Raw genomic sequence first — 13956 nt, forward strand, 5'->3', positions numbered from 1 at the left:
GATGGGGTTCCGCTGGTACGGGGAGGGGAACGACACGGTCACGCTCGACCACGTGCGCCAGGTCCCCGGTGTGGAGACGATCGTGTGGAGCCTGCACGACAAGCAGGCGGGCGAGGTGTGGGAGCAGGCGGAGATCGACGCCGAGGTCGCCAAGATCACCGGCCTGAGCGACGAGGCCCGCGCGCGCGGGATCACGCGGACGTTCGACGCCGAGGTGGTCGAGTCGGTCAACGTGCACGAGTCGATCAAGCTCGGCAGGACCGTCCTGGGGCGCAGCCGCGACGAGGCGATCGAGAACTACGTGACGACGATCCGCCGGCTGGGCCGGGCCGGGGTGAAGGTCGTCTGCTACAACTTCATGCCGGTCTTCGACTGGCTGCGCACCGACCTGTGGCACCCGCTGCCCGACGGCTCGACCGCGCTGTTCTTCGAGCGCGCCGTCGTGGACGCGATGTCGCCGCAGAGCCTCATCGCGGACATGGAGGCGAACACGCACGGGCTCACGCTGCCCGGCTGGGAGCCCGAGCGGCTCGCGAGCTTCGCCGAGCTCGACGCGGCGTACGAGGGCGTGACGCGCGAGGACATGTACGCCCACTACCGGTACTTCCTCGACGCGGTGATCCCCGCGTGCGAGGAGGCGGACGTCAAGCTCGGCGTGCACCCCGACGATCCGCCCTACGACGTCTTCGGCTGGCCGCGCGTCGTGTCGACCAAGGACGACCTGGCGCGCGTGCTGTCCCTGCACGACAGCCCGTACCACGGCCTGACCCTGTGCCTCGGCAGCTTCTCCGCGAACCCCGGGCAGGACGCGGTCGACGCCGTGCGCACGTTCATGGACCGCATCCACTTCACCCACGTGCGCAACATCAAGCACCTGGGGAACGGCGACTTCACCGAGGTCGCGCACCGCGCGTGCGAGGGCAGCGTCGACACGACCGGCATCATGAAGGCGTACGCCGAGGCCGGATACCAGGGCTACGTGCGCCCCGACCACGGCCGGCACCTGTGGGACGAGAACACGACCAACAAGCCCCGCCCCGGCTACGGCCTGTACGACCGCGCGCTCGGCATCCAGTACCTGCTCGGCGCGTGGGACGCGTTCCGCTACGACGCCTGACGGCTGGCCGCTGCCCGGGGGTGCGGGCTACGCGTCCCCAGCGGCGGCCTTCGCGTCGCCCCAGCCGTACCAGCGCTCGACCGCGATCCACGCGCTGACGCGCGGGCTGTGCCGGTTCGCGTACTCGTGCCCCGTGTAGTGGCGGGAGATCCGGTCGATGTCGGCCAGGCCCTCGTCCGCGCGCAGCTCGACGACGCGGCCGATGAGCGTCACGTGCGTGTACCAGTTCTCGTCGAGCACGGTGAGCGAGACGCGCGGGTCGTTCCGCAGGTGCTGGAGCCGCACGCGCGACTCGTCGAGGTTGACGAGCACGCGGCCGTCGTCCTCCCAGACGTACCAGGTCGCCGCGGTGACGGGCGCGCCGTCGGACCGCACGGTCGCCATGACGGCGGCGTTCGGGCGGCGCAGCAGCTCGACGAGACGGGACGGCAGCGGGGGTCGGGACACGACGGCACCTCCGGGCGCGGGACGGCGGGACGTCCCGACGCTACGTCACCCGAGGAGCGTCAGCGCGCCCAGGGCGCGCCGAGCTCGGTGAACGTCCGGGCCGTGCGCGCGGCCTCCTCGCACCAGCGCGCGACGTCGTCGACGACGGGACGCCGGTCGTCGCCCTCGCCCGTCCACGTCACGGCCGCCGGGTCGAGCGGGCGAGGGTCCGCCGCCCTCCGCACGGCTTCCACGACGCGCATGAACGCGCCGGTGTCGCGCACGTCGCACGCGAGCCGCCGCTCGGGGTCGCGCCGGGCGGCGAGGAGGTCCTCCAGGAGCCCGGTGCGTCCGTACGTCTTCTCGACCTGGGCACGGGGTGAGCGCAGCAGGACGCGGTCGTGCTCGTACTCGAGCGTGATGTCGCCGTCCGTGCCCAGCACGAGCGCGCGCGCCGGGGTGCGCTCGGGGGCGCAGAGCGTGAGGCCGAACCCGTAGGGCAGGCCGTCGCGCGCGACGACGCGCAGCGACGACGTGTCGTCCGCCTCGATCGGGTTGGCGCGCCAGAGGTCGGTGACGACGTGCGCGACGTCCTCGGCGGTGCGGGCGCCGCCGATGCGGAGCGCGGTCGCGACCGCGTGGGCGAGGGGGTTGGTGACGACCCCGTCCACGACGTCGCGCCCGTCGAGCCGGCGTCGACCCGCCCACGGGGCGCGGCGCCAGTAGCCGGCGGTCCGCACCCACGTGCCGACGGCGCCGATGCCCACGACGTCGCCGATCTCGCCGTCCGCGACGAGCTCGGCGACCGCGTCGACCGCGTGCGAGCCGAAGGTCTGGAAGCCCACCTGGCACCGGCGGCCCGTGCGCTCGGCCACCTCGACCAGCGCGAGGTGCTCCGCGAGCGACGCGGCGGTCGGCTTCTCGAGCAGGACGTCGACGCCCGCCTCCATCGCGGCGCGCGCGAGCGGGAGGTGGGTCGGGATCGGGGTCGAGATCACGACGACCTCGGGGCGGACGGCCGCGTCGGACGACGAGAGCAGGTCGCCCAGCGTGGGGAACCAGGGCGCGGGGGCGTCGTCGGGGCGACGCGGGTCGACGACCGCGCTCAGCCGGACGCGGCCCTGCTCCGCGAGCGCGGCGACCGTGCGCAGGTGGGACCCGCCGTGCCCGTGCACCCCGACGACCGCGACCGGGACGGCGGCCCGCGGGACGTCGCTCACCGGACGCGCTCCGCGAGCGCCGCGGCCTCGTCGAGGTCGAGCCCGCGGTCGACGAGCACGGCGCGCGCGCCCGTCTCGACCGTGCCGCCCGCCGGGATGGTCCGGGGCGCGTCCCAGGCCAGGGCCGGGCCGGCCCCGGGGTACTCGGACGCGCGGAGGAACCACGGCACCGTCTCGCCCTGCTGGACCAGGAGCAGCGTCGTCGTGTGGGAGGGGTGCTCCTGCACGAACGCGACCCACGGCGAGGTGCTGCCGTGAGCGCTCTCCTCGCCGTGCCCGTACGCGCTGAGCACGCTCGTCGAGGTCGCCGTGCGCAGGCGCCAGAAGAAGCCGCCGTACCCGGCCCCGGGCCGGCCGTTGGTCGCGGGAGACCCGATGACGAGCGCCCCGCGCTCGGCGCGCAGGGTCGAGCGCCAGTCGAGGACCCAGGTCTCGTCGTCGAGCACCCACGCGTCGAGGCGGCGGTCCTCCTCGAGCTGGGGGACGCCCTGCTCGTCGTGCCAGCGGACGCCGTCGTGCAGGAGGTGCTGCTCCACGGGGTCGACGGCGAGCGCGTGGCTCACCTGGCGGCCGTGGTTGGGCAGGAGCGTCGGGCCGACGTCGGCGACGAACGTGCGGCCGCCCCAGTAGGAGGTGCCGTTGACGTCGGCGACGGCCATGGAGGCGCCGTAGTGGTGCCGGTGGTCGACCGGCCCGGCGTCGGTGAGGGGGACGCCCGCGAGGGTGTGGACGGGGTGCAGGTAGGAGCGCGGCGCGTGCACGGCGGGGATGCGGTCGCCCTGCTGGTAGCGGGCCAGGCGCAGGTCGCCGGCGCGCAGGACGACGGCCTCGCCGTCCGGGGTCCAGCGGACCTCGCGCGGCACGGGCTGGTCCGCCGGCCCGGCTCCGGCGCTCTCGACGACGACCGCGCCGGCAGGCTCGGCGGCCGGGGCGACGCGGGCCCGAGCGACCTGGCGCGGGACGGGTCCCGTCGTCGCGCGGACCTCGAGCCGGGGCTCGAACCGCGTGGTGCGGGACGCGGGCACGGTGTCGTCGATGAGCGCGGAGAGCTCCTTCCACGCGTGGCGACCGAGCTCGGCCTGCGGCACGGCGACCGTCGTGAGCGACGGCGTCGCGAAGCGCGCGAGGTCGATGTCGTCGAAGCCGACGACCGACATGTCCTTGGGCACGGCGACGCCGGCCTCGTTGAGCCCGGCGAGCAGGCCGAACGCGACGAGGTCGTTGAACGCGACGACGGCGGTCGGGCGGGCGGTGAGGACCTCGTCGACGGCGGCGTGCCCGGCGGCGATGTCGGGCCCCGCGGGGAGCTCGACGAGCTCGAGGTCCGGCGTGCGGTCGAGCACGCGCCGCAGCCCGGTGCGCCGGAGCGCGTCCGAGGCGCTGCCGGGCGGGCCGGCGAGGTAGGCGACCCGACGGTGGCCGAGGGAGAGCAGGTGCTCGAGCACCTGGGCCGCGGCGTCGGCGTAGTCGACGACGAGCGACGGCACGGCCGCCTCGCCCGTGGGCGCGAGCTCGCGGTTGACGAGCACGACGGGCGCGACGTCGGGGACGAGGCGCGCGAGCTCGGTCGCGGGCATGCGCGGGGAGACGAGCACGAGGGCGTCGCAGCGCAGCCGCGCCTCGAGCGCGATCGCGGCCTCCTCGGTGGGGTCCTCGGCCGTGTCCGCGACGAGGACGCGGTACCCGGCCGGGGCGGCCGCGGAGGTCACCCCGCGCAGGATCTGCTGGAAGACCGGGTTGCCCAGGTCCGGGACGACGAGCGCGACCGTGTTGGTCCGTCCGAGCGACAGGCTCCGCGCGACGTTGCTCGGCCGGTAGCTCAGGTCCTCCGCGGCCTGGCGGACGCGCGCGCTGATCTCCGGGTCGACCGTCGCGCGGCCGTTCATGACGCGCGACACCGTCGCCCGGGAGACGCCCGCGGCGGTCGCGACGTCCGCGATCGTCACCCCGCCTCGCCGTGTGCTCACGCTTGCCATCGTTCTCCCTCGAGTCGTGGTCCGCGCGCTGCGGGCACGCACGGCAGCGTGGTGCCCGCGCTCCCCGGGGTCGGCCGGTGCTGCGCGATGACCTGACCGTACACCATGGGAAACCGGTTCCACATGTGCTACGGTCCTCACCCAGCAACCGGTTTCCCCGCGACGGGGGAACGCAGGACTACCGATCGACGACGACCGGAGGGTGACGGATGACCGGCACGAGGTGCGAGGAGGGTCTCGCATGGCGGTGACCGAGCTCGCGCGAGGGACCGCCGCGCGGCGGCCCGCACGCAAGAAGGGGGACGGTAGGGCGGCGGCGCTCTTCCTCGCCCCCTGGTTCGTGGGCCTCGCGCTCATCACGGCGGGACCCATGGTCGCGTCGCTGTACCTGTCCTTCACGGACTACAACCTGCTCCAGGCGCCGAGCTGGATCGGGTGGGACAACTACGAGCGGATGTTCGCCGACCCGCGGCTGCTCAACTCGCTCCAGGTGACGTTCACCTACGTGTTCGTCTCCGTGCCGCTCCAGCTCGCCGCGGCGCTCGGTCTGGCGCTCCTGCTCGACAAGGGCCTGCGCGGGCTCGCGGTCTACCGCTCGATCTACTACCTGCCCTCGCTGCTCGGCGGGAGCGTGGCGATCGCGATCCTGTGGCGTCAGGTCTTCGGCGCCGACGGGCTCATCAACCAGGTCCTCGCGCTCGTCGGGATCGAGGGGCAGGGCTGGGTCTCGCACCCGGACTACGCGCTGGGCACGCTCGTCGCCCTCAACGTGTGGACGTTCGGGGCACCGATGATCATCTTCCTCGCCGGGCTGCGCCAGATCCCGCGCATGTACTACGAGGCGGCCTCGATCGACGGCGCGGGCCGGTGGCGCCAGTTCCGCTCGATCACGGTGCCGATGCTCACGCCGATCATCTTCTTCAACCTCGTGCTGCAGCTCATCAACGCGTTCCAGTCGTTCACGCAGGCGTTCGTCGTGAGCGGCGGGACCGGCGGGCCGGCGGACTCGACGATGTTCTACACGCTCTACCTCTACCTCAAGGGCTTCGGCTCGCTCGAGATGGGCTACGCGTCGGCGATGGCCTGGTTCCTGCTCCTGATCATCGGCGGGATGACGTTCGTCAACTTCCTCGCCTCGAAGTACTGGGTCTTCTACGATGACTGACACCACGCACCCCGCCACGGGGACCCCCACCGACGCCGTCGTCACCGAGGACGCCGCCCCCGGCGACCGCGCCCGGTCGACGCTCGCCCAGCTCGCGGCCGACGCGCCGCCCACCGCCCCGCGCCCCCGGCGCCGTGCGCGGTCGGCGCGCGTCCGGTCCGTGCTCAAGCACGTGCTGCTCGTCGCGTTCGGGCTCGTCATGCTCTACCCGCTGCTGTGGATGCTCGCGAGCTCCTTCAAGCCCTCGGCGCTGATCTTCCGCGAGCCGGGCCTCATCCCGTCCGCGGTCGACCTCGGCAACTACACCGACGGGTGGAACGCGCTCACGCACCCGTTCGGCCACTACCTGCTCAACTCCGCGGTCGTGGTGCTCGGGTCGGTGCTCGGCAACCTCGTGTCGTGCTCGCTGGCGGCCTACGCGTTCGCCCGCCTGCAGTTCCGGGGCCGCGGGGTCTGGTTCGCGATCATGCTCATGTCGATCATGCTGCCGATCCACGTCGTGATCGTGCCGCAGTACGTGCTCTTCTCCTCCCTGGAGTGGATCAACACGTTCCTGCCGCTCATCGTGCCGAAGCTGCTCGCGACGGACGCGTTCTTCATCTTCCTCATGGTCCAGTTCTTCCGCGGGATCCCCAAGGAGCTGGACGAGGCCGCGCGGCTCGACGGCTGCGGGCACGGGCGGATCTACCTGCGCATCATGATGCCGCTCGCGCTGCCCGCGCTCGCGACCACCGCGATCTTCACCTTCATCTGGACCTGGAACGACTTCTTCAGCCAGCTCATCTTCCTGACCAAGCCGGACATGTACACGGTCCCGATCGCGCTGCGCACGTTCGTCGACGCCACGGGCCAGAGCTCGTGGGGGCCGATGTTCGCCATGTCGATCGTCTCCCTGGTCCCCGTGTTCCTCGTCTTCCTCTTCGGTCAGAAGTACCTCGTCAAGGGCATCGCCACGACGGGGATCAAGTAGCTCCTCCCGCTCGCGGGCGCCTGCCCGCGGGTCTCCCGGTGCCGTCCGGCACCGCTCCGCACGACAGAACGACGACGTCCCGTCACGCACAAGGAGAGTCATGAACACCTCGATCCACCGCTCGCGTCGGCCCGGCACGCGCCGCGCGGCGCTGGCTGCCGCACTGACCGTCGGTGCCCTCGCCCTGACCGCCTGCAGCGGCGACGGCGGCGTCGCGAACCCGGGCGGCGACGACGAGTCGTCCGCCGCGGAGTCCGGGCCCGTCGAGATCCGCTTCTCGTGGTGGGGGTCGGACACCCGCCACCAGACGACGCAGCAGATCATCGACCTCTTCGAGGAGGAGAACCCCGACATCCAGGTCGTCCCCGACTACACCGACTGGGGCGGGTACTGGGACAAGCTCGCGACGTCGGTCGCCGCCGGCGACGCGCCCGACGTCATCACGCAGGAGGAGCGCTACCTCGCGGACTACGCCTCGCGCGGCGTCCTCGCGGACCTCGGGTCGCTCGACATCGACACGAGCACGATCGACGAGTCGGTCGTGGGCTCCGGCGAGACGGGCGGCGCGCTCTACGGCATCCCCACCGGCGTGAACGCCTACGCGGTGCTCGCCGACCCGCAGGTGTTCGCCGACGCGGGCGTCGAGGTCCCGGACGACTCCACGTGGACCTGGGAGGACTACGTCGCGGTCTCGAACGCGGTGAGCGCGGGCGCGACGGACGGCATCTACGGCACGCAGGACTACGGCTTCAACGAGGCGGGCCTGTCGATCCTCGCGCGGCAGCGCGGCGAGGCGCTGTACACGCCGGAGGGCGAGCTCGGCGTCTCCGCGGAGACCGTCGCGGACTTCTTCCAGCTCTCCCTCGACCTCCAGGCGGGCGGTGGCCAGCCCGACGCCGCGCGGTCCGTCGAGCTGGAGGGCGCCGGTCCGGAGGGCTCGCTCCTCGGGACCAACCAGGGCGCGATGGGCATGTGGTGGACCAACCAGCTCGGCGCCATCAGCACGGCGTCGGGTCGCGACCTGCAGCTCCTGCGCCTCCCGGGCGAGTCCGAGGGCGAGCGCACGGGCATGTACTTCAAGCCCGCGATGTACTACTCGGTCGCCAAGACGTCCGAGCACCCCGAGGCGGCCGCCAAGTTCGTGGACTTCCTGCTCAACGACCCCGAGGCCGGGGCGCTCATGCTGTCCGACCGCGGCCTGCCCGCGAACACCGAGGTGCGCGCTGCCGTGAAGGACAGCCTGTCCCCGGCCGACAAGCAGGCCGCGGACTTCCTCGAGGCGCTCGGCTCCGAGATCGTCGACGGCCCCCCGGTCCCGCCGCAGGGCGCCGGGGACGTCGTCGAGATCCTCAAGCGCATCAACACCGAGGTGCTCTTCGAGCAGAAGTCGCCGCAGGACGCCGCGACGCAGTTCCTCGACGAGGTGGGCGCGGCCATCGGGCAGTAGCCCGGCCGTGGTCTCCCGCCACCCCTGACCGGCCGGGCCGGCCCGTCGCCCCACGGACCGGCCCGGCCGCACCTCCGCAGCTCTCCACCGCGCCGCCCACCCCGACCTGACCCAGGACCCCGAGAGGACCGCAGACCCGTGCACCACCCCGGCACCATCCCGTCCGAGCCCGCGCCGACCCGCCGTCCGCGCCGCTACGCCCTCGCCGGCACCGGGCACCGCGCGCGCATGTTCGTCGACGCGCTGCTCGGCGAGCACCGCCCGGACGGGCACCTGGTCGCGTGGTGCGAGCCGAACCCCGTGCGCGCCGCCTGGTACGACCGTCGCCTGGAGGCCGCGGGCCTCGGGCCGCTGCCCCGCTACGAGCCGTCCGACCTCGGCCGGATGCTCGCCGAGCAGGCGGTGGACGCGCTGATCGTGACGACGCCCGACCACGCCCACGCCGACTACGTCGTCGCGGCGCTCGGGGCCGGCGTCGACGTCGTGTGCGAGAAGCCGCTCACGACCGACGCCGCCGGGATGGCGCGCATCCGTGCCGCGGCGGAGCGCTCGTCGGCCACGCTCACGGTGACCTTCAACTACCGGTACTCGCCGCGCAACACCGCGCTGCGGCGCGTCATCGCGTCGGGCGAGATCGGCGACGTCGTCTCCGTGCACTTCGAGTGGCTGCTGGACACGGTCCACGGTGCCGACTACTTCCGCCGCTGGCACCGCGACAAGGCCGCCTCGGGCGGGCTCGCGGTGCACAAGGCGAGCCACCACTTCGACCTCGTCAACTGGTGGCTCGACGACGTCCCCGAGAGCGTCGCGGCACGTGGCGGGCTCCGCTTCTACGGGGACGACGGCGCCGGGCGCCCTTCCGGAGAGCGTCCCGGCCTCGGGCGGGACGCCGCGCCCGACGACCCGTACGGGATCGACCTCGCCGCGGACGACACGCTGCGCGCGCTCTACCTCGACGCGGAGGCCGAGGACGGCTACGTCCGCGACCGCGACGTGTTCGCGCCGGGCGTCACCATCGAGGACACGATCGGCGCGCTCGTCGGCTACCGGCGCGGCGCGACCCTCACCTACTCCCTGACCGCGCACAGCCCGTGGGAGGGGTACCGCGTCGCGGTCAACGGCACGCGCGGCCGGGCCGAGCTCGACGTCGTCGAGCGCGCCCACGTCGAGTCCGGACGCGCGGCGGAGGACCTGGGCCCGGACGGCAAGCGCCGCCCCGCCGTCGACCCGAGCGCCGTGCACGACCCCGGGGCGAGCGACGTCCGACCCTACGGCGCACGGCTCGTGGTGCAGCGGCACTGGGAGCCCGCGCGCGAGGTCGTCATCGAGGAGGGCGAGGGCTCGCACGGCGGAGGGGACCGTCTCCTCCTCGCCGACGTGTTCCGGGGCCCGGGCGAGGACCCGCTCGAGCGAGCCGCGGGCTACGTCGACGGCCTGCGCAGCGTCGCCGTCGGCGTGGCCGTGAACCGCTCGCTCGAGACGGGGCAGGTCGTGCGCACCGCCGACCTCGGGGTGTCGCTCGAGCGCCCCGCGACGGCGACCGCCGCGCCGCGGTCGGCGGTGCGGTCGTGACCGCGACCGCGCGCGCGGCCGACGTGCTCGTCCTGCGGCCCGAGGACGACGTCGCCGTCGCGACGCGCGACCTCGCGCCGGGCGACGCCGTCGACCTCGCCGCGGGCGGCACGGTCACGGTGGCCGACGCCGTCCCGCGCGGGCACAAGGTGGCGCTGCGGGACGTCCCCGCGGGCGACCCCGTGCACAAGTACGGGCAGGTGATCGGCGTCGCGACGCGCGACGTCCGCGCGGGCCAGCACGTGCACACGCAGAACCTCGGGTACGCACCGGGGGAGCGCGAGCACGAGCTCGCCACCGTGCGCACCGCGCTGGAGGTGCCGCCCGGACCGCGCCCGACGTTCCGCGGCTACCGGCGTGCGAACGGGAAAACCGGCACGCGCAGCTACGTCGCGATCCTCACGTCGGTCAACTGCTCCGCGAGCACGGCGCGCATGATCGCGGACCAGTTCCGCGGGCTCGCGCTCGACGCGTACGAGGACGTCGACGGCGTCGTCGCCCTCACGCACCAGTCGGGGTGCGGCCTCGTGCCGACCAGCGAGGGTGCGCAGGTGCTCCTGCGCACGCTGCGCGGGTACGCCGCGCACCCCAACGTCACGGGCGTCCTCGTCCTCGGGCTCGGCTGCGAGATGATCGCCGTCGACACGGTGCTCGCGGGGGCGGACCTGTCGCCGGACACGGTGGTGCGCACGCTGACCATCCAGGAGACGGGCGGCGTGCGGGCCACCGTCCGCGCGGGCGTCGCGGCGGTGCGCGAGATGGTGGAGGACATCGACGCCCGCTGGGAGCGCACCGACCGCGACGTGTCCGAGCTCGTGCTCGGTCTCAACTGCGGCGGCTCCGACGGGTACTCCGGCATCACCGCGAACCCGGCCCTCGGCATCGCGTCCGACCGCCTCGTCGCCTACGGCGGGACGTCGGCGCTCGCGGAGACGCCCGAGGTGTTCGGCGCCGAGCACCTGCTCACGCGCCGGGCGGTCACGCGGGAGGTCGGGCAGCGCCTGCTCGACCGGCTCGAGTGGTGGCAGGGCTACGCCGAGGCCGGGGGAGGCACGCTCGACAACAACCCGTCGCCCGGCAACAAGGCCGGTGGCCTGACGACGATCCTCGAGAAGTCGCTCGGCGCCGTCGCCAAGGGCGGGCAGGCCGACCTCGCCGCCGTGCACGAGTACGCCGAGCCGCTCGACACCCCGGGCTTCGTGTTCATGGACACCCCCGGCTACGACCCCGTCTCCGTCACCGGGCTCGTCGCGGGCGGGGCGACGGTCGTGTGCTTCACGACGGGTCGCGGGTCGGTGTTCGGCTGCAAGCCCACCCCGACCATCAAGCTCGGGACCAACAGCGAGCTCTCCGCGCGCATGGGCGACGATGTGGACATCGACTGCGGGCGGGTCGTCGACGGCGTCGCGACCCTCGAGGAGGTGGGCGACGAGATCTTCGCGCGCATCCTCGCCGTCGCCTCGGGGGAGGAGACGGCGAGCGAGGAGCTCGACCTCGGCGGCGAGGAGTTCGTCCCGTGGCAGCTCGGCACGGTCACCTGACCCCCGCGAGGTAGAGCTCCGGTAGCCCGAGGTAGAGCCGTGGTCGTGGCTCAGGAGCCGCTCGCGGACTCTTCCTTCGCGAACGCCGCGACGTCGGGGTCGTAGGCCACGGGTCGTGACTGGTCCAGCTCGACGAGCAGGAGGTCGTCGAGCCAGCGGTCGGGGGCGGGCTGGCGGCCGCGTCGGCGGGACCGCGCGACGGCGTCCGCGGCGTCCGCGGCGTCACGCACCTCGTGCACGACGACGACCGGCGCGCCGGGCAGGGGCACGCGGTCCTGCGGGGCGACGAGCAGGACTTCGACGCTCCGCTCCACCCCCGGCGGCCCGTAGGCGACGGTCGCGTCGAACCGGGGTCGCGCGTCGTCGGTCCACGCACCCTGGTACCTCCGGTCCACCAGCGAGCCCGGGGTGCGGACCCCGTCACGACGCAGCGTGCGCAGGCGCTCCTGGACGGCTCGCGCCTCGAGCTGCGCCTCGGTCGTCGCGAGGACGGCGACCACGCCGCACGCCAGCGCCCCGACGGCGACGCCGGCGAGCGCGAGCAGCGGCTCGAGCGCGAGGTCCCGGGCGAGCGGGTGGGCGACACCGGCCAGGTCCAGCCCGACCACGGTCCCCGTCCCCAGCGCGAGCGCGAGGAGCGCGGTGGCCCACGTCAGGCGCGAGGCCACGCGCGCCGAGCCGCTCGCACCGTGGGAGACGGTGTGGACGCCCAGCAGGAGGACGCACGCGGGGAGCGCGACGACGGCGAGCGCGACCACGAGCCACCACGGCGCCGGGCGACCGCCCGGCAGCGCGCCAGGGCCGAGCAGGTGGCCGGCGAGCAGAGCCAGGGCGACCCCGCCGACGACCGCCACCAGCACGCCGGAGCCGAGGACCAGCCGGGTCAGGTAGCGCGTCTGGGCGCGCGGCGAGAGCGGGGTCTCGACGACGGCCCTGCCGTGCCGGTCGCGCACGGCGAACGCCGGGACGCCGGGGCTGAGGAACCCCGGGTTGCCGGGCAGGCCCGTCAGCCCGGCGGCTGGCTCCGAGGCCGACCCCCAGCCCGGGGCGTCCACCGGCGGAGCGGCGGTGGGTCCGTCGAGGTCGTCGCGCGATGCGGTCATGACGACCCTCTTCTCGGTCAAGAGAACGTCAAGTGCAGGGTAGGGGATAGCGGGCGTGATGTCACCGGTCCGGTGCGCGGCGGGGTCCGTCCGCGACGCGTGACGAGGTCGTTCGGGCGCGGCGACGCGTGACATGATCGACCTCATGCTCACTCCCGCCACCGGCGCGGCCGGGTCGCGCATCGCCGGCCTCGGTCACTTCCAGCCCGAGAAGACGCTGACGAACGACGACATCGCGCAGCTCGTCGAGACCAACGACGAGTGGATCCGCTCGCGCACCGGGATCGTCACGCGGCACGTCGCCGACGACGACACGACGGTCGCCGACATGGCCACCGCAGCCGCGCGCCACGCGCTCACCGACGCCGGTGTCGACCCCGCCGAGGTCGACCTCGTCATCGTCGCCACCGCCACCGCGACCGACCGATCGCCCAACACCGCGGGCCGCGTCGCCTACCACCTGCGCACCGGCGTCATGCCCGGGCAGTCCACGCCCGAGGAGGCGTCCGAGCTCGACCTGCGCGGCGTCGTCGGGCCCGCGGTGCTCGACGTCAACGTCGCGTGCTCCGGGTTCGCCCACTCCGTCGGCCTCGCCGACCAGGCGATCCGCGCCGGCTCCGCCCGCACCGCCGTCGTCATCGGCGCGGAGAAGCTCACCGCGTTCACCGACTGGACCGACCGCAGCACGTGCATCCTCACGGCCGACGGCGCAGGCGCGGCCGTGCTGCGCGCGAGCGACGAGCCCGGTGTCGGGCCCGTGACCTGGGGCTCCGAGCCCGACCTCACCCCCGCCGTGCTCATCGAGTCGCCCGCCGACAAGTTCGCCCAGGACGGCCGCGCCGTCTTCAAGTGGGCCATCACGCGCGCCGCCGACCGCGCGCGCTCCGTCGTGGAGCGCTCCGGCGTCGCGCTCGACGACATCGAGGTGCTCGTCGCGCACCAGGCCAACCTGCGCATCATCGAGCCCCTCGCGAAGTCGCTCGGGCTGGAGTCCAAGATCGTCGTCACCGACATCGTCGAGTCCGGCAACACCTCCGCCGCGTCCATCCCGCTCGGGCTCTCCAAGTGGTGGCACGCCGGCAAGATCCCCGCCGGCGTCCCGGCGCTGCTCTTCGGCTTCGGCGGCGGGTTCGCCTGGGCCGGCCAGGTCGTGGAGACCCCGACCCGCTGACACCGGCTCGCGCCGCGCCTGGCCGGCCCGAGCTGGGCGGGTTCTTCGGGTTGCCTCCGCTCGAGCGCCTCGGGTCGCCCGGGGTCGAGCGGTCGGGTCGCCTCCGGTCGCCTGGCCCGGCCCGACGACGAGATGCGAGTCGTTGCCCTCTCCTCCGTCCGTGGAGGGGCAACAACTCGCATCTCGTCAACCGTCGGCGGTGACAGTCCGGTGAGGTCGCCGTCGACCCGGCCCCTGCACGGGGTGGA

At 73.9% G+C, this 13956-nt stretch carries 11 protein-coding genes; 7 read left to right on the top strand and 4 right to left on the bottom strand.

All coding sequences use genetic code 11. From position 1 onward, the window contains the following. The first annotated feature begins 1 nt into the window (after position 1). The gene (locus JOE63_RS05930; protein WP_239577347.1) at positions 2 to 1117 is read left to right on the top strand and encodes a mannonate dehydratase; all 1116 of its coding nucleotides are present in this window, start codon (positions 2 to 4) and stop codon (positions 1115 to 1117) included. A 27-nt stretch (positions 1118 to 1144) separates the two neighbouring features. Here the strand turns inward: JOE63_RS05930 and JOE63_RS05935 are convergent, their stop codons facing one another. From JOE63_RS05935 to JOE63_RS05945, 3 genes are read right to left on the bottom strand one after another with little or no spacing between them, the layout of a single operon-like run. Next, on the bottom strand, positions 1145 to 1564 hold the full coding sequence (locus JOE63_RS05935; RefSeq protein ID WP_087471142.1) for a TIGR03618 family F420-dependent PPOX class oxidoreductase: 420 nt from the start codon (positions 1562 to 1564) through the stop codon (positions 1145 to 1147). A gap of 59 nt (positions 1565 to 1623) precedes the next feature. Next, positions 1624 to 2763, bottom strand: coding sequence for a Gfo/Idh/MocA family protein (locus JOE63_RS05940; RefSeq protein ID WP_204539886.1), 1140 nt, complete (start codon positions 2761 to 2763; stop codon positions 1624 to 1626). Then, positions 2760 to 4739 (bottom strand): DUF6807 family protein, encoded by a 1980-nt coding sequence (locus tag JOE63_RS05945; protein WP_087471144.1) that lies wholly within the window; start codon positions 4737 to 4739, stop codon positions 2760 to 2762. The genes JOE63_RS05940 and JOE63_RS05945 overlap by 4 nt, the downstream gene beginning before the upstream one ends. A 241-nt stretch (positions 4740 to 4980) precedes the next feature. On the opposite strand from JOE63_RS05945, the gene JOE63_RS05950 reads away from it, so the two are divergent. The 5 genes from JOE63_RS05950 (at position 4981) to JOE63_RS05970 (ending at position 11434) form a co-directional block, all read left to right on the top strand. Continuing rightward, positions 4981 to 5904, top strand: a complete 924-nt coding sequence (locus JOE63_RS05950; RefSeq protein WP_087471145.1) for a carbohydrate ABC transporter permease — start codon at positions 4981 to 4983, stop codon at positions 5902 to 5904. After that, entirely contained in the window at positions 5897 to 6874 is a 978-nt protein-coding gene (locus JOE63_RS05955; protein WP_204539889.1) for a carbohydrate ABC transporter permease, read from the top strand. Before JOE63_RS05950 ends, JOE63_RS05955 begins: the two co-directional genes overlap by 8 nt. A gap of 100 nt (positions 6875 to 6974) precedes the next feature. Then, positions 6975 to 8321: an ABC transporter substrate-binding protein gene (locus JOE63_RS05960; protein ID WP_087471147.1), complete on the top strand. Its 1347-nt coding sequence runs from the start codon at positions 6975 to 6977 to the stop codon at positions 8319 to 8321. A 138-nt stretch (positions 8322 to 8459) separates the two neighbouring features. After that, the gene (locus tag JOE63_RS05965) at positions 8460 to 9893 is read left to right on the top strand and encodes a Gfo/Idh/MocA family oxidoreductase (protein WP_307839962.1); all 1434 of its coding nucleotides are present in this window, start codon (positions 8460 to 8462) and stop codon (positions 9891 to 9893) included. Beyond that, complete coding sequence (locus JOE63_RS05970; protein WP_204539892.1) at positions 9890 to 11434, top strand: UxaA family hydrolase; 1545 nt, start codon at positions 9890 to 9892, stop codon at positions 11432 to 11434. Before JOE63_RS05965 ends, JOE63_RS05970 begins: the two co-directional genes overlap by 4 nt. A gap of 50 nt (positions 11435 to 11484) precedes the next feature. On the opposite strand, the gene JOE63_RS05975 is transcribed toward JOE63_RS05970, so the two are convergent. Further along, on the bottom strand, positions 11485 to 12537 hold the full coding sequence (locus JOE63_RS05975; protein WP_204539895.1) for a hypothetical protein: 1053 nt from the start codon (positions 12535 to 12537) through the stop codon (positions 11485 to 11487). Between the two features lie 145 nt (positions 12538 to 12682). Here JOE63_RS05975 and JOE63_RS05980 point away from each other — a divergent pair, with 145 nt between their 5' ends. Then, a complete protein-coding gene (locus JOE63_RS05980) occupies positions 12683 to 13708 on the top strand; it encodes a 3-oxoacyl-[acyl-carrier-protein] synthase III C-terminal domain-containing protein (protein WP_087472779.1) in 1026 nt (341 codons plus the stop codon). Positions 13709 to 13956: the final 248 nt, after the last annotated feature.

This window comes from Cellulosimicrobium cellulans, from assembly GCF_016907755.1.
Lineage (GTDB): Bacteria > Actinomycetota > Actinomycetes > Actinomycetales > Cellulomonadaceae > Cellulosimicrobium > Cellulosimicrobium cellulans_D.

Bases quoted from the DNA above. Each gene is read 5' to 3' on its own strand.
- JOE63_RS05945 (WP_087471144.1), bottom strand. From the start codon at position 4,739: ATGGCAAGCGTGAGCACACGGCGAGGCGGGGTGACGATCGCGGACGTC.
- JOE63_RS05955 (WP_204539889.1), top strand. From the start codon at position 5,897: ATGACTGACACCACGCACCCCGCCACGGGGACCCCCACCGACGCCGTC.
- JOE63_RS05930 (WP_239577347.1), top strand. From the start codon at position 2: ATGGGGTTCCGCTGGTACGGGGAGGGGAACGACACGGTCACGCTCGAC.
- JOE63_RS05950 (WP_087471145.1), top strand. From the start codon at position 4,981: ATGGCGGTGACCGAGCTCGCGCGAGGGACCGCCGCGCGGCGGCCCGCA.
- JOE63_RS05980 (WP_087472779.1), top strand. From the start codon at position 12,683: ATGCTCACTCCCGCCACCGGCGCGGCCGGGTCGCGCATCGCCGGCCTC.
- JOE63_RS05960 (WP_087471147.1), top strand. From the start codon at position 6,975: ATGAACACCTCGATCCACCGCTCGCGTCGGCCCGGCACGCGCCGCGCG.
- JOE63_RS05975 (WP_204539895.1), bottom strand. From the start codon at position 12,537: ATGACCGCATCGCGCGACGACCTCGACGGACCCACCGCCGCTCCGCCG.